The sequence below is a fragment of the Bifidobacterium choerinum genome, assembly GCF_000741135.1.
Taxonomy (GTDB): domain Bacteria; phylum Actinomycetota; class Actinomycetes; order Actinomycetales; family Bifidobacteriaceae; genus Bifidobacterium; species Bifidobacterium choerinum.
In genome coordinates this window covers 70,329-90,902 of the sequence record NZ_JGYU01000006.1, presented here as the reverse complement: position 1 = coordinate 90,902, position 20,574 = coordinate 70,329, and the positions used below count along the sequence as shown (strand labels likewise).

Annotated in this window: 16 protein-coding genes, 1 tRNA gene and 2 pseudogenes; 13 read left to right on the top strand and 6 right to left on the bottom strand. The window is 66.6% G+C overall.

Annotated elements, in window-relative coordinates:
* Positions 1-12: 12 nt before the first annotated feature.
* The 5 genes and pseudogenes from sucC to BCHO_RS05460 all read left to right on the top strand — a co-directional run bounded on the left by sucC (position 13) and on the right by BCHO_RS05460 (position 5,596).
* Entirely contained in the window at positions 13-1,224 is a 1,212-nt protein-coding gene (gene sucC, locus BCHO_RS05480) for an ADP-forming succinate--CoA ligase subunit beta (RefSeq protein ID WP_272944784.1), read from the top strand.
* Positions 1,221-2,138, top strand: coding sequence for a succinate--CoA ligase subunit alpha (gene sucD, locus BCHO_RS05475; RefSeq protein ID WP_024540399.1), 918 nt, complete (start codon positions 1,221-1,223; stop codon positions 2,136-2,138). Before sucC ends, sucD begins: the two co-directional genes overlap by 4 nt.
* Complete coding sequence (locus BCHO_RS05470; RefSeq protein WP_024540400.1) at positions 2,135-3,556, top strand: cell division protein PerM; 1,422 nt, start codon at positions 2,135-2,137, stop codon at positions 3,554-3,556. The genes sucD and BCHO_RS05470 overlap by 4 nt, the downstream gene beginning before the upstream one ends.
* A complete protein-coding gene (gene purH, locus BCHO_RS05465) occupies positions 3,504-5,135 on the top strand; it encodes a bifunctional phosphoribosylaminoimidazolecarboxamide formyltransferase/IMP cyclohydrolase (RefSeq protein ID WP_034256301.1) in 1,632 nt (543 codons plus the stop codon). Before BCHO_RS05470 ends, purH begins: the two co-directional genes overlap by 53 nt.
* A 172-nt stretch (positions 5,136-5,307) precedes the next feature.
* A pseudogene (locus BCHO_RS05460) lies at positions 5,308-5,596 on the top strand (DUF3017 domain-containing protein).
* On the opposite strand, the gene BCHO_RS05455 reads toward BCHO_RS05460, so the two are convergent.
* A complete protein-coding gene (locus BCHO_RS05455) occupies positions 5,558-6,592 on the bottom strand; it encodes an aquaporin (protein WP_024540403.1) in 1,035 nt (344 codons plus the stop codon). The pseudogene BCHO_RS05460 and the gene BCHO_RS05455 sit on opposite strands and share 39 nt — an antisense overlap.
* 158 nt (positions 6,593-6,750) lie before the next feature.
* Between BCHO_RS05455 and BCHO_RS05450 the strand changes: the two genes are divergently transcribed.
* Both BCHO_RS05450 and der read left to right on the top strand, forming a co-directional pair.
* Positions 6,751-7,524, top strand: a complete 774-nt coding sequence (locus BCHO_RS05450) for a pseudouridine synthase (protein ID WP_024540404.1) — start codon at positions 6,751-6,753, stop codon at positions 7,522-7,524.
* Entirely contained in the window at positions 7,521-9,662 is a 2,142-nt protein-coding gene (der, locus tag BCHO_RS05445) for a bifunctional cytidylate kinase/GTPase Der (RefSeq protein ID WP_024540405.1), read from the top strand. The genes BCHO_RS05450 and der overlap by 4 nt, the downstream gene beginning before the upstream one ends.
* 218 nt (positions 9,663-9,880) lie before the next feature.
* Here the strand turns inward: der and BCHO_RS05440 are convergent.
* Positions 9,881-9,954, bottom strand: a tRNA-Pro gene (locus BCHO_RS05440).
* Positions 9,955-10,270: 316 nt separating this feature from the next.
* Between BCHO_RS05440 and BCHO_RS05435 the strand changes: the two genes are divergently transcribed.
* From BCHO_RS05435 to BCHO_RS05410, 6 genes are all read left to right on the top strand, one after another.
* Complete coding sequence (locus tag BCHO_RS05435) at positions 10,271-11,698, top strand: UTP--glucose-1-phosphate uridylyltransferase (protein WP_024540406.1); 1,428 nt, start codon at positions 10,271-10,273, stop codon at positions 11,696-11,698.
* A gap of 144 nt (positions 11,699-11,842) precedes the next feature.
* Entirely contained in the window at positions 11,843-13,768 is a 1,926-nt protein-coding gene (locus tag BCHO_RS05430; RefSeq protein WP_024540407.1) for a helix-turn-helix transcriptional regulator, read from the top strand.
* A gap of 11 nt (positions 13,769-13,779) precedes the next feature.
* Positions 13,780-14,097 carry a hypothetical protein gene (locus BCHO_RS05425; RefSeq protein WP_024540408.1) on the top strand — a complete coding sequence of 106 codons (318 nt, stop codon included), beginning with the start codon at positions 13,780-13,782 and terminating at the stop codon, positions 14,095-14,097.
* A 114-nt stretch (positions 14,098-14,211) separates the two neighbouring features.
* Positions 14,212-16,815, top strand: coding sequence for a DEAD/DEAH box helicase (locus BCHO_RS05420; RefSeq protein WP_024540409.1), 2,604 nt, complete (start codon positions 14,212-14,214; stop codon positions 16,813-16,815).
* A gap of 78 nt (positions 16,816-16,893) precedes the next feature.
* Positions 16,894-17,241: an RNA polymerase-binding protein RbpA gene (locus BCHO_RS05415; protein ID WP_024540410.1), complete on the top strand. Its 348-nt coding sequence runs from the start codon at positions 16,894-16,896 to the stop codon at positions 17,239-17,241.
* 37 nt (positions 17,242-17,278) lie between these two features.
* Complete coding sequence (locus BCHO_RS05410) at positions 17,279-18,001, top strand: HAD hydrolase-like protein (protein ID WP_024540411.1); 723 nt, start codon at positions 17,279-17,281, stop codon at positions 17,999-18,001.
* Between the two features lie 530 nt (positions 18,002-18,531).
* Here BCHO_RS05410 and BCHO_RS05405 read toward each other — a convergent pair.
* From BCHO_RS05405 to BCHO_RS05390, 4 genes and pseudogenes are all read right to left on the bottom strand, one after another.
* The gene (locus BCHO_RS05405) at positions 18,532-18,924 is read right to left on the bottom strand and encodes a fluoride efflux transporter FluC (protein WP_024540412.1); all 393 of its coding nucleotides are present in this window, start codon (positions 18,922-18,924) and stop codon (positions 18,532-18,534) included.
* Positions 18,924-19,292 (bottom strand): fluoride efflux transporter CrcB, encoded by a 369-nt coding sequence (gene crcB / locus BCHO_RS05400; RefSeq protein WP_081707902.1) that lies wholly within the window; start codon positions 19,290-19,292, stop codon positions 18,924-18,926. The genes BCHO_RS05405 and crcB overlap by 1 nt, the downstream gene beginning before the upstream one ends.
* Positions 19,293-19,383: 91 nt before the next feature.
* A complete protein-coding gene (locus BCHO_RS05395; RefSeq protein ID WP_051354837.1) occupies positions 19,384-19,854 on the bottom strand; it encodes a hypothetical protein in 471 nt (156 codons plus the stop codon).
* Positions 19,855-19,979: 125 nt separating this feature from the next.
* A pseudogene (locus BCHO_RS05390) lies at positions 19,980-20,525 on the bottom strand (MerR family transcriptional regulator); the annotation flags it as partial.
* Positions 20,526-20,574: the final 49 nt, after the last annotated feature.

Sequence of the window (20,574 nt, the reverse complement as noted above, 5' to 3'; positions counted from 1 at the left end):
CACCACCGCCCATTGCAAGAGGAATCCATGGATCTATACGAATACCAAGCACGCCAGCTGCTTGACGAACAAGGCATCGACACACCGCGAGGGATCTTCGTCCAGCGCATCGAGGACGTCCCGCAAGCGGCCGAGACGATCGGATACCCGGTCGTCGTCAAGGCGCAGGTCAAGATCGGCCACCGCGGCCAGGCCGGCGGCGTCAAGATCGCCCACGACCGCGACGAGGCCGTCCGCGCCGCCGAACAGATCCTGCCGATGACGATCCACGGGCACAAGGTGCGCGGCGTGCTCATCGCCGAGGCCGAGTCCGTATTGCACGAATACTACGTGTCGATCTCCGTGGACCGCTCTTCGCGCGACTTCGACGTGCTCGCGACAGCCAACGGCGGCACCGAGGTCGAACAGATCGCCAAGGAGCACCCCGAATCGGTCAAGCGTCTGCACATCAGCGCGCTCGAGGACTTCGACCGGCGGGCGGCCACCGCGATGGCGCAAAGCATCGGCTTCTACCACGCCGACGTCGACCAGGCCGCCGACATCCTGCTCAGGATGTGGAAATGCTTCCACGACAACGACGCGACGCTCGTCGAAATCAACCCGCTCGCCAAGGTCGGCGACCCGGACGACGAGTCCACGAAGCGCCTGTGCGCGCTCGACGCGAAGATCTCGCTCGACGGCAACGCCGCGTTCCGCCACGACGGCTGGGCGCGCTTCGACGATTCCGCCACGGCCGACCCCTACGAGCGCAAGGCGGCCGAGCACGGCCTGCACTACGTGCACCTCGACGGTCAGGTCGGCGTCATCGGCAACGGCGCGGGCCTCGTCATGAGCTCGCTCGACGCCGTGTCCTTCGCCGGCCAGGAGCAGGGGACCGGCATCCAGCCGGCGAACTTCCTCGACATCGGCGGCGGCGCGTCGGCCGAGACGATGTGCCAGAGTCTCGAGATCGTCCTGTCCGACCCGCAGGTCGAGTCGGTGCTCGTCAACGTCTACGGCGGCATCACCTCCTGCGAGCAGGTGGCGCTCGGCATCATCGAGGCCATCGAGCGGCTCAACGTCACGAAGCCGATGGTCGTGCGCTTCGACGGCAACGCGGCGGCCGAGGGGCTGACGATCCTCGCCGACGCGGACATCCCGAACATCCATGTGGCGGCCACGATGGAGACGGCCGCTTCCGAAGCGGCCCGACTCGCCGCGCAGGCGAAGGAGGAGACCAAATGACCGTCTTCATCGAGGATGACGCACCCGTCATCGTCCAGGGCATGACCGGACATCAGGGCATGACGCACACCGCGCGCATGCTCAAGGCGGGCACGAACATCGTCGGCGGCGTCAACCCACGCAAGGCCGGCACGTCGATCGCGTTCGAGGACGCCGCCGGCGAAACGCTCGACATCCCGGTGTTCGCCACCTGCGCCGAGGCGAAGGCCGCGACCGGTGCGAACGCGAGCGTCGTCTTCGTGCCGCCGAGGTTCGCGAAGGACGCCGTCGTCGAGGCGGTCGAGGCCGGCTTCGAGGTCGTCGTCGTCATCACCGAGGGCATCCCGGTCGCCGACAGCGCCTACTTCGTCGAACTCGCGCTGCAGCGCGGCGTGCGCATCGTCGGGCCGAACTGCCCGGGCCTGATGACGCTGCCGTCGGGCGAGGGCTCGCACGGCGTCAACCTCGGCATCATCCCCGACGGCATCGTCGCCCGCGGCCCGCTCGGCCTCGTCTCGAAGTCGGGCACACTGACCTACCAGCTTATGGGCGAGCTGTCCGACATCGGCTTCACCGCCTGCCTCGGCGCCGGCGGCGACCCGATCGTCGGCACGACGCTGCAGGAGGCGCTCGAGGCCTTCGAGGCCGATCCGGACACGAAGGCCGTCATGATGATCGGCGAGATCGGCGGCAGCGCCGAGCAGGACGCCGCGAACTGGGCGAGCGAGCACATGACGAAGCCCGTCGTCGCCTACATCGCCGGCTTCACGGCCCCCGAAGGCAAGCAGATGGGCCACGCCGGCGCCATCGTCTCCGGCGGCAAGGGCACCGCCCAGGACAAGCAGGAGGCGCTCGAGGCCGTCGGCATCCGCGTGGGCAGGACCCCGTCCCAGGCCGCGCAGTACATGCGTGAGGCGCTGGCGCAGATCGGATGAGCAGGACGAAGCTGATCCCCTGGTTGCGAGGCATCGCCGCATCCTGCGTGGCGATGCTCATCTACGCCGTGCCGCTCGGCTTCCTGATGGCGCTCGTCCTCCTCGTCGCCGCGATGGAGGAGGGCGGCGACACGATGTCGTCGTTCACGGTGCCGCTGACGCAGGCCGTCGTATTGCTGTCCCAGGGCGTCGGCTTCCATACCTCCTCGATCGTCGTCACGATCGTCCCGCTGCTGCTCACCTTCCTGCTCGTCGCGCTCATCCGCACCGTCTTCCGCCGCATGGGCACCGACCCGCGCGGCTACGTCACCGGACTGGCCGCATGGCTCGTGTTCGACCGGCTGCTCGAGAACAACCTGACCGTCGCGCTCAACGATTCGACCTTCCTCGTGCTGTGCAAGGGCGCGCTCGTCTTCACGGTCGGCTTCGCATGGGCCTTCCTCCAGGACCGCGGCCGCCTCGAGCCGCTGCGCGGCTATCTGCGCGCGCAGCTGTCCGCGCCGATCCGCCACGTCATCGCCGTCGGAGTGCGGCTCGGCGTGCTCATCGTCGCCATCGTGCTGCTGTGCGGCCTCGGCACCGTCATCGCCTGGATCGTGCTCAACCACCATGCCGTCGGCACCTCATTCGACGTCATGCATGTGCAGACCGGCTCGCGCATCCTCATCTGCGTCATGGCCGCCGCATGGCTGCCCAACCTCATGCTGTGGGCCGTCTCGTGGCTGTTCGGCGCCGGGTTCTCGGTCGGCGACCTCGCGACGTTCACGCTCGCCGAAGGCTCGACGGCGCATCTGCCGGCCCTGCCGATCTTCCGTCTGTTCCCGCAGCCGGTCGCCGACCCGACGATCCGCCTGTGCGTGACGCTCATCCCGCTCGCCATCGGCTTCGCGCTCGGCCTGCTCGTGCTCGTCGCCCGGCGCGGCTTCGGGCTGCGTCCGTCGCAGGCGAGGAGCGCCGAGCCGCGCGACCTGCTGTTCGCCTACGCCTATCCGGTGGGCGCGTTCTGCATCACATCCGTCGTCGTCTCGCTGCTGTGTACGCTGCTGTACGCGCTGTCCGGCGGCGCGCTCGGCACGAAGCACCTCGCGTCCGTCGGCGTCGACGTCCGCCATGCCACCAACGCCACGGCGCGTCCGTGCGTGTTGGGTCTGTTCCTGGCCTGGGGCACGATGCTGCTCCTGACCGCCATCGTCCTCGCCGTCCGCACGCTCATCGCGCGCCGCGGCGCCACGGAGTCCGCCTCCCGCTGCGCGAAGGCGCGGGGCGCCTCCTCGCAGCGGGAGGCCGGCGGGGACGCAACCACAGAGAAGAAGCCGTTCACCGCACGAGTGGTGAACTCAACCCAGCAACCAAAGGAGAAGCAAGGTGACGACAACGAACCGACCGCTACGACGGGCATTGGTATCGGTCTTCCATAAGGACGGCATCGAGGTCCTCGCCAAGGCGTTCATCGACGCCGGCACGCAGGTGGTGTCCACCGGTTCCACCGCGAGCAAGCTCGCCGAACTCGGCGTGGACGTCACGGAGGTGTCCCAGGTCACCGGTTTCCCGGAATGCCTCGACGGCCGCGTCAAGACCCTCGACCCGCACATCCACGCCGGCATCCTCGCCGACATGACGAACGAGGACCATGCCCGCCAGCTCGAGGAGTTCGGCATCCAGCCCTTCGACCTCGTCATCGTCAACCTCTATCCGTTCGCGGACACGGTGCGCTCGGGCGCGAGCGAGACCGACGTCATCGAGAAGATCGACATCGGCGGCCCGTCGATGGTGCGCGGCGCCGCGAAGAACAGCGCGACCGTCGCGATCGTCACCGATCCGGCCGACTACGCGCTCGTCGCCGAACGCATCGAGGACGGCACCGGCTTCTCGCTCGAGGAGCGCCGCTGGCTCGCCGGCAAGGCCTTCGCGCACACCGCCGCCTACGACGCCACGATCAACGAGTGGACGGCGGCCCACTGGCCGAAGCCCGCGTCGATCGACGACGCACCGGCGGACGCCGACCCGGTCGAGGAGGCCAGGCTCGCCAAGTTCCCGGCCGCCTTCACGCGCACCTGGAACCGCGCGCACGTGCTGCGCTACGGCGAGAACCCGCATCAGGATGCCGCGCTCTACGTCGACCCGCTCAACATGCGCGGCTTCGCCGACGCCGAGCAGCTCGGCGGCAAGCCGATGAGCTATAACAACTACGTGGACGCCGACGCGGCGTGGCGCGCCGTGTGGGACTTCGCCCCGCAGATCGCCGTCGCCGTCGTCAAGCACAACAATCCCTGCGGCCTGGCCGTCGGCGCGACCGTCGCCGAAGCGCACCGCAAGGCGCACAGCTGCGATCCGATGAGCGCCTACGGCGGCGTCATCGCGACGAACGCGACCGTCACGCTCGAGATGGCCGAAGGCGTGCGCCCGATCTTCACCGAGGTCATCGTCGCCCCCGACTACGAGCCGGAGGCGCTGGCGCTGCTGCAGGCGAAGAAGAAGAACCTGCGCATCCTCAAGGTCGCCGAGCCGCCGAAGGCGAAGCAGCAGTTCCGTCAGATCGACGGCGGCCTGCTCGTGCAGTCCACCGACCTCATCGACGCGCCGGGCGACGCCCCGGACGCCTGGAAGCTCGTCGCCGGCGAGCCGGCCGACGCCGCGACGCTCAAGGACCTCGAGTTCGCATGGCGCGCCGTGCGCTGCGTCAAGTCGAACGCGATCCTCATCGCCGACGACATGGCGACGGTCGGCATCGGCATGGGCCAGGTCAACCGCGTCGATTCGGCGAACCTCGCCGTCGAACGCGCGAACACGCTCGACGACGGCCGCAACCGCACGAAGGGCGCCGTCGCGGCCTCCGACGCGTTCTTCCCCTTCGCCGACGGCGCGCAGATCCTCATCGACGCCGGCAAGGCGATCGTGCAGCCGGGCGGCTCGATCCGTGACGAGGAGGTGTTCGAGGCGGCGCGCAACGCGAACGTGACGATGTACGTCACCGGCACGCGCCACTTCTTCCACTGATCCGTCACCGGCGACGTCACCGGACATGCGAAAGGGTCCGTGCCGCAGGGAAATCCCTGCGGCACGGACCCTTTCGCGTTCGCGCCTTCGCCGACGGCCTCCGGTCCGGCGGATCGCCGCCGGTAGTAGGATGGTCGGTGTCCCGACCGCCGAACCGCCAAGGAGCCTTATGATGAACGCGCATCATCCCTATGTCTCGGAGCACCATGAGGGCAGGCCGTGGTTCGAATGGTGCGTCGCCGGCCTCGTCGTCGCGGCCACGGTGCTTGCGGCAATGGGGGGAGCCGATGGTCGCCACGGCGGTCGTGTCCGTGACTTCCATCGGCTCCGGTGTGGTGCGGCTGATCTGCCGGGAACGCAGTCCCTGGAAGGTCAGGTCGGTCGCCTTCGACGCCGTGTGCGGCATCGGCTTCGGCGTCGTGCTAGCGCTGCTGTACCTCGCCATCCGCTTCATCCGCTGAATCGGCGCCGTCCGCCGTCGCCGGCGCCTCGGGCGTCTGCACGTCGACGGACTCGGTCTCCTCATAGACGTCGACGGCGGGCGCGGCCCCGTCGGCCTCATGCTCGGCGTGGTCGGCCTCGTCGCCCTGCGCCATCGCGGCCTCGGCCGCGTCGACGTCCATCGCGGCGCCGTTGTTCTCGCGCGCATGCGCGAGCTGCGCGACGATCATGACGAGCGCGACGATCGCGGCCGCGAGGATCGCGGTCACCCAGAACACCCACAGCTGCGAGAGCGGATTGACGGTGTGGGAGCCCTCCTCGTGCTGCGCGAAGACGGCGACGCCGGTGGCACGCATCGGGTTGATCGACGCGCCGGTGATCGGGGCGGCCATCGCGGCGGCGGCCGCATAGGCGACGCCCATCGTGACGGCGGCGGAACGCGTCGTGCGTCCGTTGCGCTTGAGCGTCGTCATCGCGGCGGCCACGACGATGATCGACGCGAGCAGCTCGACGACGATCGCCATCGTGACGCCGTAGGTCAGACCGTACTGGCTCATGCTCGCATAGGTCAGGCTGTTCACGTCGTAGCCGTTGATCGCCATCATCGTCCACTGCGACTTGTTCACCGTGTCCGAGCTCGGGATGAGGAAGACGAAGAGCGCGCCGGCGACGAGGCCGCCGAGCACCTGCGCGATGATGTAGAACACGCCGTCGCGCACGCGCGTCTTCGACGTGAGCATCGCCGCGACGGTGACGGCCGGGTTGAACTGCGCGCCGGAGATGCGCGCGAAGATCGACGTCATCGCGCCGTAGACAACGCCGGTCGCGACGACGATGAACGCGAGGTTGAGTCCGAAGCTCACCACGCCGAACGAGCTCACCATGTAGATCGCGAAGCAGATGAGCAGGCTGCCGGCGAATTCGGCGCCGAGGCGGGCCCAAATGCTGTGGCCGTCGTTCTGCACGGCGGCGTCCTCGCGGACGTCGACCGTGGAATCGTTATCAACAGCAGTCATAGATATATTCCTTTGCGGTACTTGAAGCCATGGTGAAGACCATGGCTGGGCCGTCGCTGTTCGGCGGCCACGCTGTACAATACTAGACAGTGGTCCTGCCGTCGCCTCCGGACGTGCGGGACGACTCCATCAACACAAACGGCCACGTTGGGAGAACGATGCCACACGCATACAGTCAAGCAAGGAAATCACACACCGAGGAACACGACGGAATACGTCTGCAGAAGCTGCTCGCGCAGGCCGGCTTCGGTTCGCGGCGCAAATGCGAGGAGATGATAGTCGACGGCCGCGTCGAGGTGGACGGCGAACTCGTCACCGAGCTCGGCACGAGGGTCGATCCCAAGACGCAGCAGGTGCGCGTGGACGGCTCGCGCATCCGCCTCAACCCGAGGCACGTCACGCTCGCGCTCAACAAGCCGAGGAAGGTGCTCAGCGCGATGGAGGACCCGAAGGGCCGCTACACGCTGCGCGACATCGTCGGCGACAAGTACGAGCGCATCTTCCACATGGGGCGCCTCGACTACGATTCCGAGGGCCTAATCCTGATGACGAACGACGGCGAGCTCAGCCAGCACGTCATGCATCCGAAGTACGAGGTCGAGAAGACCTACATCGCCACGCTCGAGGGACGCATGAGCGGCAACGTCTGCCGCCGCCTCGTGCGCACCGGCGTGCAGCTCGACGACGGATGGATCAAGCTCGACCACTGCTCGATCATCGACCAGAGCCGCGACCAGACGATCGTCAAGGTCACGCTCCATTCGGGCAAGAACCGCATCGTGCGCCGCATCTTCGGCGCGATCGGCTTCCCGGTCAAGCGCCTCGTGCGCACGCAGATCGGCCCGATCAAGCTCGGCGACCTCAAGCCCGGCTCGTACCGCGTGCTGTCGGCCGCCGAGGTCCGTTCGCTCTCCAAGGAGGTGGGCCTGTGATCACCGTCGCCATCGACGGCCCGGCCGGCGTCGGCAAGTCCTCGACGTCCAAGGCGCTTGCGAAGTACTACGGCTTCGCCTATCTCGACACCGGCGCGATGTACCGCGCCGCCGCATGGTGGGTGCTCGAACAGGGCATCGACCTCGACGCCGAGCACCTCGACGAGCGCGAGGTCACCGAGACGGTCGCCGCGCTGTTCACCGAGGACCACTTCGACATCAGCGTCAATCCGGACACGCCGAACGACGCGCGCGTGTTCTGCGACGGGCGCAACATCAGCGAGCAGATCCGCTCGAGCGAGATCAGCGCGCACGTCTCGCGCGTCTCGTCGATCATCCCGGTGCGCCACATCCTCGTCGCCGCGCAGCGCGCGTACATCGCCGCCGAAGGCGTCGAGGACGGCTTCTCGCAGGGACGCGGCATCGTCGCGGAGGGCCGTGACATCACCGACGTCGTCGCCCCGCACGCCGAGGTGCGCGTGCTGCTCACGGCCCGCGAGGCCGTGCGCCAGGCGCGCCGCGCCCATCAGGCCGCCGACGGCGACGCCGGCGCCGAGAACGTTGCCGCGCGCGACGCCGCCGACTCCAAGGTGACGAACTTCACCGTCGCCGAGGACGGCGTCACGACGATCGACAACTCCGACCTCGACTTCGAGCAGACGCTCGACCTGCTCATCGGGCTCGTCGACGACGCCATCGAGGAGCAGGAGTATGCCGAATACGCGAGCAACCTCGAGGGCTACGAGCTCGACGAGGGCGACGAGGCGCTCATCGACGGCTCCGCGTTCACGTCGGGCGAACATACGGCGAAGCGCAAGGAGGTCGGCGTGCTGGCCGTCATCGGACGGCCGAACGTCGGCAAGTCGACGCTCGTCAACCGCATCCTCGGCCGCCGCGCCGCCGTCGTCGAGGACACGCCCGGCGTCACGCGCGACCGCGTCAGCTACGACGCCGAATGGGCCGGCACGGACTTCAAGCTCGTCGACACCGGCGGCTGGGAGGCCGACGTCGAGGGCATCGACTCGGCGATCGCCTCGCAGGCGCAGATCGCCGTCGAGCTCGCCGACGCCGTCATCTTCGTCGTCGACGGCCAGACCGGCCTGACGCAGACCGACGAGCGCATCGTCAGGATGCTGCGCTCGGCGGGCAAGCCGGTCGTCGTCGCCGTCAACAAGGTCGACGACCAGGCCGGCGAATACATGGCCGCCGAGTTCTGGAAGCTCGGACTGGGCGAGCCGTACCCGATTTCCGCGATGCACGGCAGGGGAGTGGGCGATCTGCTCGACGCGGCGCTCGAGGCGCTGCGCGGCGCCGAACGCACCTCCGGCTTCCTGACGCCGACGCATCTGCGCCGCGTCGCGCTCGTCGGCAAGCCGAACGTCGGCAAGTCGTCGCTGCTCAACCAGCTCGCGCACGAGGAACGCTCGGTCGTCAACGACCTGGCCGGCACGACGCGCGACCCGGTCGACGAGATCGTCACGATCGACGGCGAGGACTACCTCTTCATCGACACCGCCGGCATCAAGCGCAGGCAGCACAAGCTCTCCGGCGCCGAATACTATTCGTCGCTGCGCACGCAGGCCGCGATCGAACGCGCCGAGCTCGCGCTCGTGCTCTTCGACGCGTCGGTGCCGATCTCGGACCAGGACCTCAAGGTCATGAGCTCTGCCGTGGACGCGGGCCGCGCCATCGTGCTCGTGTTCAACAAATGGGACCTCATGGACGAGTTCGACCGCCAACGCATGGAGCGCCTGTGGAAGACCGAGTTCGACCGTGTGACCTGGGCGCAGCGCGTCAACCTCTCGGCGAAGACCGGCTGGCATACGAACCGCCTGTCGCGCGCGATGACGCAGGCGCTCGAGTCCTGGGACAAGCGCATCCCGACCGGCAAGCTCAACGCCTTCCTCGGCAAGGTTCAGGCCGCGCATCCGCATCCGCTGCGCGGAGGCAAGCAGCCGCGCATCCTGTTCGCGACGCAGGCCTCGAGCCGGCCGCCGCGCTTCGTCATCTTCGCCACCGGCTTCCTCGAGCACGGCTACCGCCGCTTCCTCGAACGGCAGCTGCGCGAGGAGTTCGGTTTCGAGGGATCGCCGATCCAGATCTCCGTCAACATCCGCGAGAAGAAGCGCCGCAAATAACACGGCGTGACGCACGGCAGGGGCGTCCGTACGGGAACATCCCGTACGCACGGCAGGGGCGTCCGTACGGGAACATCCCGTACGGACGCCCTTTTTCCCATGCATTTCCCATGCATGGGCAGCGCCACACGGCCACATCCTCATGGGCGGCCCGCTCATGGACGGTCCGCAAACGCGAAAATCCCCGGAGGCGTCTGCCGTCTCCGGGGATCGATCGGTCGGACCAGCGGGATTTGAACCCGCGACCCCTTGACCCCCAGTCAAGTGCGCTACCAAACTGCGCTATGGTCCGAACGGTGCGTCGTGCACCGAAGAGCCAATGTAGCACAACCATGGCGACAACGCCAAATCCAGTCCGCGAGGCCGGTACCGAAGCGGCAGGCAGACGCGCAGGACAATCGGTTGTTTTCGTCCCGTAATGCGGACAATCACCGTATTATCGTCACGGAAACCGCGCACAAAACCCAAACGGGACGAAGATAATGCACTTTGTGTCTTGCTCAATTAGACAGATTGAAGGTTGGGCCGCTACACTGGGACACGGCATTGCGCACGTCGGCGCCGACACCGACCGTGCGCGCAACCGGAGAAAGGGATTGGTCATCACCATGGTCGACGTTTTCGAGCGCTCCGCGCACAAGATGCGGTCACAGGGCATGAGCGACACCGCGATAGCCCAGTTCGAGCATCTCTACGACGTCTGGGCGAACGAGGAGGACACGAGCTACATCCACGAGGCCGACGTCGAGCCGATCACCGACATCCCGAACTTCCACGACGTCTACGAGACGATCAACCACGACAAGGCCGTCGATGCCTTCGCCAAGACGGCGTTCCTCAAGCTCAACGGCGGACTCGGCACGTCGATGGGCCTCGACTATGCGAAGTCGCTGCTGCCGGTGCGCCGCCACAAGGCGCGGCCGATGCGATTCCTCGACATCATCCTCGGTCAGGTTGGTACGGCGCGCACGCGTCTGGGCGTCGAACTGCCGCTGACCTTCATGAACTCGTTCCGCACGTCGAAGGACACGATGGAGGCGATTGCGAAGAACCGCCACTTCACGCAGGAGGGCGTGCCGGTCGAGATCGTCCAGCACGTCGAGCCGAAGATCGACTTGGAGACCGGCGAGCCGGTGCAGTGGCCGGCGAACCCCGACCTCGAATGGTGCCCTCCGGGCCACGGCGACCTGTATTCGACGCTCTACGAGTCCGGTCTGCTCGCCATCCTCGAGGAGCGCGGCTTCCGCTACCTGTTCATCTCCAACTCGGACAACCTCGGCGCGCGCCCGTCGCGTACGCTCGCGCAGCATTTCGAGAACACCGGCGCACCGATCATGATCGAGGTGGCGCGGCGCACCGAGGCCGACCGCAAGGGCGGCCACATCGTGCGCGACCGCGTCACCGGACGCCTGATGCTGCGCGAGATGACGCAGGTCGACCCGCGCGACCGCGGCGCCGCGATGGACATCCACAAGCATCCGTTCTTCAACACGAACAACATCTGGGTGCGCATCGACGCGCTGCGCAGGATGCTCGACGAGCACGGCGGCGTGCTGCCGCTGCCAGTCATCCGCAACTACAAGACCGTCGCCCCCACCGACCCCGCATCGACGAAGGTCGTGCAGCTCGAGACGGCGATGGGCGCCGCCGTCAACCTGTTCAACGGCGCCATCTGCGTGCAGGTCGACCGCATGCGCTTCCTGCCGGTCAAGACGACCGACGACCTGTTCATCATGCGCTCCGACCGCTTCCATCTGACCGATTCCTACGAGATGGAGGACGGCGACTACCATTTCCCGAACGTCGAGCTCGACAAGCGCTACTACAAGAACATCCAGGACTTCGAGGAGCGTTTCCCCTACGGTGTGCCGTCGATCGCCGCCGCCGCGTCGTTCCGCGTCGAGGGCGACTGGACCTTCGGGCGCAACGTCAGCCTGTTCGGCGACGCGCGGCTCACCGATTCCGGGCGTCCCAGCTACGTGCCGAACGGCGAGTTCGTCGGTCCCCAAGGCGTCGAACCGGACGAATGGCTGTGACCGGCGTTTGTTCGCAGACCAAGAAAATCGGAGTTTTTTCGAGAAATCGGACATCCCGGCCGAAAAAGCCTATATCATAGGAGAGGATGCGCGGCACCCCCGATGCCCGCACCTACGAAAAACTTTAACGATACGTGAGGACTAATGGCTGAGGGTAGTAACGGTAGGCGCCGCTTCTCCGACAAGTGGGGCAAACACGAGCTCGATGTTCTGGCAGTACTGTCATCCGCCTTCCCGCAATGGCTGACATCGCGGCAGATCGCACAGCGCGTGAAGGCCTACGCCGATTCATACGGCGAACTGGCCGACCAGGCGGCGAAGGCCGCGTTCGCCAAGCAGTTCCAGCGCGACCGCGCCAAGCTCGCCGCGATGGGCATCGCGATCGAGTCGCGCCAGCCCGAATACTCATCCAAGTCCGAAGGCCAGGACTTCGCGTCCTACCGTCTGCAGCTCGGCGACGAGCCGCGCATCCGCCTGCGCTTCCGCCCCGAGGATCTGCCGGTGCTCGCCGCGGCGAACTATCTGGCACGGTCGATGTCGATGTCCTCGATGCCGGCGCACACGCAGCCGACCCACGCCTCACGCACCGCGCCGCGAGTCCCACAGACGCCGATCCCGGGACTCGGCCTCGATTCGATCGCGCCGGGACTCGGCACGCAGCACATCCCAGAGAACCTCGTCAAGGAGGTCGACTCCCGCCGCTTCGCCGCGACCGTCGCCGTCGACGGCGAGCACATCAACGTCGCCTACACCGATTCGGACGATCTGGCCATGTTCGTCCTCGAACATCCCAATTCGTCGGTCGTCAGCCCGCCCGAGGCCGTCGCGGCCTACCACCGCCGCCTCAACGCGGCGACGCAGTTCCAGCTCGCCGACGATTCGGCCAACCCGATGACCGCGAAGGTCCGCGCCCATTCGATCGAATCGGGCGACCCGGAGGAGGACGAGGAACCGGCGAACGCGAAGACGCACAAGAAGAACGCGTTTCAGACCGGCAGCGAAGTCGACCGCCGTCTGCGCCTGATGCTGTTCCTGTCCGCGCATCTGGGGGAGGAGTACTCGCTGCCAGAACTCGCCGAACGCTTCATCGGCAAGCCGAAGAACGACGACGAGATGAAGAAGTACGTCAACACGATCCACAAGGACATCAACACGCTGACGACGGTCTCCGACGACGGCGAGATGGCCGGCAGCCAGTTCTTCGACATCGACTGGTCGCTGCTCGATGCCGAGGGCATCGTCTCGGCGACGAACTCGCTCGGCCTCGAACGCCTCGCCGGCATCTCACCGCAGTACATGAGCATGCTCACCGCCTCGGTCAACTATCTGGCCCATGCGCAGCTGCTGCCCGAGGAGCAGCGCGAGCAGGCGCGCGACCTGTATTCGCGCCTCGTCAAGTACGTCGCGCCGGGGGAGACGCCCTGGCTGAGCCTGACCGGCTATGAACTCGAGCCGCGCTGCTTCGACGCGGTCAAGAACGCGATCAAGGACCATGCGCTGCTCAACATGGAGTACCGCGACGGTTCGGGCCGCGTCCTGCGCCGCCTCGTCGCCCCGTCGAAGATCTACGTCGACGAGGGCGTCTACTACGCGGCGATGTGGACGGACGTCGAACAGTACGCGCCGGACGATCTCAAGCCGCTCGTGCGCAAGGACATGACGCTCAACAAGGAGACCGGAGAGCCGCGCATCTGGCAGGTGCTGCGCGTTGCTCGCATCGAGGAGGCGAGCATCGTCAGGCCAACGAAGCCGCTCGACATCCCGAAGGTCTCCGTCTCCGACCTGCGCAAGTGGATCATCGACACGGCCACGCCGGCCGTGTTCATCACCGACCAGCCGCATCTCGACTTCATCAAGACGCTCGCCGACGCGGATGTCGAGCCATGCGGCGAAGGCGAGAAGGTGCATCTGTTCGTGCAGTCCGACTCCTGGTTCGTCGCCTTCTGCATCGCCCATGCAAGGCACATCGTCGCCGTCGCGCCGGAGACGCTGCGCACGATGATGATCGCCCGCGCCGAACGCGAGCTCAGTCTTTCCGATCAGGTCATCGAGACCGAACGCGAACAGTAGAAAGGACATCCATGCCCTGGTGGATCTGGCTCATCCTCGCGCTCTTCATGCTCGCGATGCTCGTCGCCGGCATCGTCTACGCGGCCGTGCACGCGCTGCGCGCGTCGAAGGTCATCGGCGCCGTCGCCGCCGACGTCAGCGCGCGCATCGACGAGATGAACGCGCCGCAGGATGCGGGAGGCGCCCCGCGGCGCGCGATCTTCACCGAGCCGCTCGCCGTCGCCGCCGACCGCTACGCGGACGCCCAGGTCGCCGTCGTCGAGCGCAGGGAACGCCGGCATGAACGCCACGCGGCCGTCTGGCGGCGCTGGGAGCAGTTCAACGACTGATCCGACCCCCTACCGCGGCGATATCCCATCGCCGCAACATACACATACCCGGCCGCGGGCGTCCCGACATGGGGCGTCCGCGGCCATCGACATCAAACGGATGAAGGTTTTGCAATGGCACGACATCACAGGCACGCCGCACATCGTCACGACGAGGACGCCGAACCCAGAGAGCTGAGCCCTTCGGAGCGCTACGCGCGCTTCACCGAGGTGCGTCGCAGGCGCCGCTCGGTGGCGCAGCGCTTCGCCGACTCGCTGCCCTTCGAGCTCGACGGGTTCCAGATGGATGCGAACGAGGCGCTCGAGGCAGGCTCGAACGTGCTCGTCGCGGCGCCAACCGGCGCGGGCAAGACCGTCGTCGCCGACTTCGCCGTCTACCTCGCCCAGGAACAGAACGCGAAAGCCTTCTACACAACGCCGATCAAGGCGCTGAGCAACCAGAAGTACCATGACCTCGTCGCGCTCTACGGGCCGGACAAGGTCGGCCTGCTCACCGGTGACACGTCGATCAACTCGGAGGCGGACATCGTCGTCATGACGACCGAGGTGCTGCGCAACATGCTCTACGAGCATTCGACGACGCTCGAGGCGCTGCGCTACGTCGTGCTCGACGAGGTGCACTACCTCGCCGACCGTTTCCGCGGCCCGGTCTGGGAGGAGGTCATCATCCATCTGCCGTCCTCGGTGCACATCGTCGGCCTATCGGCGACGGTCTCGAACGTCGAGGACTTCGCCGACTGGATCGCCTCGGTGCGCGGCGAGACGAAGCTCGTCATCTCCGAGCACCGCCCGGTGCCGCTTGACCAGTATGTCCTCGTGCAGCGCGACCCGCGCACCGAACCGGAGCTGCTCGACCTGTACCGGCGCGACGAGCACGGCGAGGCGACGACGAAGCCGAACGCGCGGCTGACGGCGAAGCTCGACGAATTCGACCGCCGCGAGATGCGGCGCAAGGGCGCCGACTCCCATGACCGGCACCGTGGTACAGGACGCCACGGACGCCCGGACGGCAGGGGAGGACGCAGGCGCGTCGAACGCTACCATCCGCGCCGCTGGGCCGTCATCGACGAGCTCAACTTCCTGCGCATGCTGCCGGCGATCTACTTCATCTTCTCGCGCAACGGCTGCGACGAGGCCGTCGAGCAGTGCCTCGACGCGGGGCTGCGGCTGACGACCGACGAGGAGGCGCGCCGCATCGACGTCATCGTCGACGAGATGATCGAGGGGCAGCTCACGCACGACGACCTGAAGACGCTGCGCTTCGCGCAGTTCCGCCATGCGCTCGAGGAGGGCTTCGCCGCGCACCACGCGGGCATGATCGCGCTGTTCAAGCAGATCGTCGAACGGCTCTTCGAGGAGGGCCTGATCAAGGTCGTCTTCGCGACCGAGACGCTCGCGCTGGGCATCAACATGCCGGCGCGCAGCGTCATCATCGAGAAGCTCGAGAAGTACGACGGCACCGGCATCGTCGGCCTGACGCCGGGGGAGTACACGCAGCTCACCGGCCGCGCCGGCCGCCGCGGCATCGACACGATCGGCAACGCGATCGTCGTCGACCACCGCAGGTTCAAGCCCGAGACGGCGGTGGCGCTGTCGAGCAAGCGCGTCTACCCGCTGCATTCGAGCTTCAAGCCCACGTTCAACATGGCCGTCAACCTGCTCAACAGCAGCGACTACGAGACGGCGCGCGACACGCTCGACCATTCCTTCGCGCAATGGGAGGCGAACGCCTCCGCCTGGCAGATCGAGGCGCGCATCGAGTCGCTCGAGAAGGCGATCGCCGGCTACGAGGACGCGATGGCCTGCGAGTACGGCGACTTCACCGAGCTGCTGCGCATCCGCATGCAGCTGAGCGACCTGCAGAAGAACGAACGCCGCCGCCTCAAGCACGAGGTCTTCCGGGACAACGCGGAGAAGTCGCGCGCCTTCCGCCGCCTGGACGTGAGGATCGCCGCGCTCAAGGAGCGCGAGCACGACCATCCGTGCAAGGCGTGCCCGGATTTCGCGCAGCACATGAAGTGGGGCAACCGCTGGATCCGCGAGACCCGCGAGCTCGCGCGTCTGCGCGACCGCTACGATTCACGCACCGGTTCGGTGGCGCGCCAGTTCGACCGCATCTGCACGATCCTCGAACGTCTCGGCTATCTGGAGCGCGCCGACGAGGACGGCGTGCGCGACTATACGCTGACCGAGCATGGCCAGCTGCTGCGCCGCCTGTATTCGGAACGCGACCTCGTGCTCGCCCAGGCTATCACGGCGGGCACGCTCGACGGCCTCGACGCCGCGCAGCTCGCCGCGCTCATCTCGTCGATCCTGTATGAGGCGCGCCGCGGCGAAGGGGGAGAGCCGCGACGGTATCCTGGCGGCCCCCACGGCCTCGTCGCGCAGCGTGCGCACGAGCTCGCCGAGCTCGACGACCAGATGCTCATGCTGTGCGAGGACCTCGGCGTCACGAACTACCTGCAGCCGCTCGACTTCGGCATCGTCGACATCGTCTACGACTGGGCGCGCGGCGACAGCCTCTCCGAGGTGCTCGAGCACACCGAGCTGACCGCCGGCGACTTCGTGCGCAACGCGAAGCGGCTCGCCGACGTGCTCCAGCAGATCGCCGCCGCCGAGCCGTACATGGGCGTCGAGCACGTCGAGCTCGCGGCGCGCGCGCATGAGGCCTACGAGGCCGTCAACCGCGGCATCGTCGCCTACTCGGGCGTCGACTGAGCGCGGCCGATGGAATAAAGCCCACGTCCGAACTGTTTTGTAGCGTGGAACCACAGAAACGTCTTTTGGGAGGAATACATGGCTGAACGCAGTCTGCGTGGCATGAGCATCGGCGCGAAATCGCTGGAGTCGGATGCGAACGTCGATTTCGCCGCGCGCACCGAGGTGGCGTATGTCTGCCCGCGCGGCCATCGCACGATCCTGCCGTTCGCGGAGGGCGCCGATTTCCCGAACGAATGGGAGTGCCGCTGCGGAGCCACCGCGCATCGCGAAGACGACAAGGCCGGCGAGGCCGACGAGATCACGAAGCCGACGCGTACCCACTGGGACATGCTGCTCGAGCGCCGCAGCGAGGACGAGCTCAAGGCGCTGCTCGAAAAGCGCCTCGAGATGCACCGCGAAGGCTGGATTCCGGACTACGAGTGACCGGCATACGAACGAACGCGAACGGGGAGAGAGACCGATGACGAACACCCATCATCCGCTGCGGGCCGTGCTGCTTGATCTGGACGGCACATTGACGAAGTCCGATCCGGGCATCCTCGCCTGCGTGAAGAAGGCCTATCAGGCCGTCGGCGTCCCTGAGCCGACGCCGGCGCAACTGCAGCGCTTCATCGGGCCGGCGATCTTCGAATCGATGTCCAAATACGGCATCCCCGCGGACAAGCTCGACGAGGCCGTCCACGTCTACCGGCGCTACTACGGCGAAGAGGCGGTCTTCGACGATCCGAACGAGCCGGGCAACAAGGTGCCCGGACGGCTCTACAACACCGTCTATCCAGGCATCCCGGAGCAGCTCAGGGCGCTGCGCGAACGCGGCTATTTCCTTGCGATCGCGACGGCGAAGCCGGAGTATCAGGCCATCCCGATCTGCGAGCACTTCCATCTGATGGAGCTCGTCGACGCCCTCTACGGCGCGAGCATGGACAATTCACGCACCGACAAGGATCAGGTCATCCGCTACGCCTTCGAGAACATGGGCTATGATCCGGCCGCCGGCGACCGTGCGCTGATGGTCGGGGACCGGTGGACCGATGTGGACGGCGCGAAGGCATGCGGCATCGACTGTCTCGGCTGCGGCTGGGGCTATGCGGAGCCCGGCGAGCTCGTCGAGCACGGCGCCTACCGCGTCATCGACACCGTCGGAGAGCTGAGCGACGCCGTCGAGGCGTATTTCCACGCCTGACACCGGCCATCCTTGGATCATCGTTCGACGATAATTCATATAAAAATGCTTGTCGGCTTTGCTGAATACCATAGCAAAGCCGACAAGGCATTTTTATTTGTCTAAGACAGTGAATTAATGAGCGCAGAACATGACGTGGATCGGTGTAGCCGAGAAAATAATACGGATAACCGACTGCGGATAATACGCAAATGGAACGTATGCGAACGACGCCCGTCATATCGACATCCATCGAGCGTACATAGCCCGGTTGGCATGCGGCGCATGAACGCGGATGCGTGGCGATGGGAGGCACGGGCGATGCGGCGATCATACGGACGACGATCCGCGGATATACATACGCACGTCCCGATGAGGGACCGTCCGTAAACATCCGATAATGTACGTTATGTCAGATTGGCAGATCATGCGGATCCCATCGAACGTGTCCGCACGTATCTCATCGCCGATACTTGGCCTGTCGCCCATACCCATCCGGCCTCCTTCCCGGAAAAGAATCCGCACTGACGGCCATCCGCGTTTGCGCGGCGTCATTCGTCCTTGCGACGCGGCGTGCGGATCATATGGCGGCCGGCGACGTAGAGCGCCATGCCGCCGGCGAGCGAGACGAACATGATGCCGAGCGACAGCAGTGGCGAGGTCGCGAACAGCTGCACGGCGTCGCCGCAGAAGGTCGAGAAGGTCGTCAGTCCCCCGCACAATCCGGTCGTCATCGCCTTCGCCCAGACGACGTCCGGCTGACGTACCTCGATGAGCGACGTGAGCACGCCCATCAGCAGGCAGCCCAGCAGATTGACGATGCAGATCGCCAATGCGTCGATCATCGCGCCATCGAGCCAGACGCCGAGCAGCATCCGTACGACGGCTCCGGCCGCGCATCCGAATCCGACGGCGAGCAGTTCCCTGATCGTGATCATCGTCATCACATCCCCTGGCGCGCAAGCAGCATGCCCAGCCATGCGCACAGCAGTCCGAGCGCCATGCTGCCGACCCAGTAGAGCCATGCATGCCCGTCACGTCCCTCATCGAACAGCGCGGCCGTCTCCGACGTGAAGGTCGAGAAGGTCGTCAGTCCCCCGCACAGTCCGGTCATGACCAAAGCCCTGACGTCCGGCGGGACGAGGGCGCGTGCCGTGAGGCCGATCATCAGGCCGATCACGAAGGACCCGACGAGGTTCACCATCAGCGTGCCGTACGGGATATGCCAGTCGGAGCGGTTGAGCTTCGCGGACGTCCATGCGCGCAGCACGCCGCCGGCGAAGGCGCCCGCCGCGACGGCCGCGATCTGCATCCACATTTCTCTATGCTCTCCCCGTATATTTCTTATATCACACGCGGTTCCCACCGGAATCCGCACATGCACATCGGACGACGACGGGCGCTCACACCAACGTGCTCGACCAGCCGTCATCGTCCTTATCCGCCGTATCCGTGTCCCTGTCGCCGTCCGCGGAGTGCACGCCGTCGTCCGTCGCATCGCCGTCCGCGGCCTCGACCTGCTGCCGCGCCGTGCGCTTCGCCTCCTGCGCGAGCATCGCGCGCCGCGCCTGCATGTACATCAGGAACAGTTCGAGCATGATGACGCCGATCGCGACGATCGCCGACGGCCATCCGAGCTTTTCGTACAGCGCATGCGCATGAGCGCCGATCTCCTCCCTGTGCTGCAGATAGATCGGATACGGCAACGCGACGAGGACAAGCGTGACGAAATGCGCGCCGATGACGGCCCAGCTGACCGGCCGGACTTTGAGTCCCTCGCCGTCACGGTAATGGCTGCGTGCGATCGTGACCGCACACACGGCCAATGCGCTGACCACGCCGATGATCCATATGATGGCCGGCATCGCGTTCATGCCGCTCCCCCTTCGTTCTCGTTCGTGTCCTGTCCGTCGTCGCCGTCTTGCACGGCGCCCTGCCGTCGCAGCGCGTCCTCGAGCGTCTGGTTCGCGTACCGCTCGACGAAGCGCGCATGTTCGATGCGGCGACGTTCGAGCCTCTCGCGCATCGACTGCGCGGCGATGTCGTCGATCGGCCGCGTGTTGCGCCGGCGCACGGCGCCTGTCACATCCGTGTAGTCGGCGTGTTCGACCGCCGCCTCGACCCTCGTCCACAGCGCCTCGACCGATACGCAGAACACGGCGTCGCCGTCCTCAAGCGCCTGCGCGATCTGCCCGCCGTCCGAGCATTCCTCGACGTGCTGCCCGTCGCACAGGATCGTCAGGTGCCGCAGACGCTCGGGCGGCTGCGCGATGAGGAACTCGATCGCCGACGTCGCGTTCTGCAGGTTCACGCCGATGTCGAGCAGCTTCTTCGAGACGGCGAGGATGACGACGTCGTCGAAGGAGTACAGCCGGCGCGTGCCCGAACCGTTCGATGGCGTGATCGACGGGACGACGATGCGTTTGCGCGCCCAGTAGTCGAGCTGGCGGTAGGTGATGCCCGCCACCTCCGACGCGACGGTGCCGCGGTAGCCGCGGATCGTGACGTCGGAGCCCTCGTCGGGGAACAGCTCCCCCTGCACCATCGTGTCGTCCACGTCGATGAGCGGCACATCCACATAGCGTGGCGCAGTG

Bases quoted from the DNA above. Each gene is read 5' to 3' on its own strand.
- BCHO_RS05470 (WP_024540400.1), top strand. From the start codon at position 2,135: ATGAGCAGGACGAAGCTGATCCCCTGGTTGCGAGGCATCGCCGCATCC.
- BCHO_RS05395 (WP_051354837.1), bottom strand. From the start codon at position 19,854: ATGAACGCGATGCCGGCCATCATATGGATCATCGGCGTGGTCAGCGCA.
- BCHO_RS05405 (WP_024540412.1), bottom strand. From the start codon at position 18,924: ATGACGATGATCACGATCAGGGAACTGCTCGCCGTCGGATTCGGATGC.
- BCHO_RS05425 (WP_024540408.1), top strand. From the start codon at position 13,780: ATGCCCTGGTGGATCTGGCTCATCCTCGCGCTCTTCATGCTCGCGATG.
- BCHO_RS05415 (WP_024540410.1), top strand. From the start codon at position 16,894: ATGGCTGAACGCAGTCTGCGTGGCATGAGCATCGGCGCGAAATCGCTG.
- crcB (WP_081707902.1), bottom strand. From the start codon at position 19,292: ATGCAGATCGCGGCCGTCGCGGCGGGCGCCTTCGCCGGCGGCGTGCTG.
- BCHO_RS05450 (WP_024540404.1), top strand. From the start codon at position 6,751: ATGCCACACGCATACAGTCAAGCAAGGAAATCACACACCGAGGAACAC.
- BCHO_RS05410 (WP_024540411.1), top strand. From the start codon at position 17,279: ATGACGAACACCCATCATCCGCTGCGGGCCGTGCTGCTTGATCTGGAC.
- BCHO_RS05435 (WP_024540406.1), top strand. From the start codon at position 10,271: ATGGTCGACGTTTTCGAGCGCTCCGCGCACAAGATGCGGTCACAGGGC.
- BCHO_RS05420 (WP_024540409.1), top strand. From the start codon at position 14,212: ATGGCACGACATCACAGGCACGCCGCACATCGTCACGACGAGGACGCC.
- BCHO_RS05455 (WP_024540403.1), bottom strand. From the start codon at position 6,592: ATGACTGCTGTTGATAACGATTCCACGGTCGACGTCCGCGAGGACGCC.
- BCHO_RS05430 (WP_024540407.1), top strand. From the start codon at position 11,843: ATGGCTGAGGGTAGTAACGGTAGGCGCCGCTTCTCCGACAAGTGGGGC.
- sucD (WP_024540399.1), top strand. From the start codon at position 1,221: ATGACCGTCTTCATCGAGGATGACGCACCCGTCATCGTCCAGGGCATG.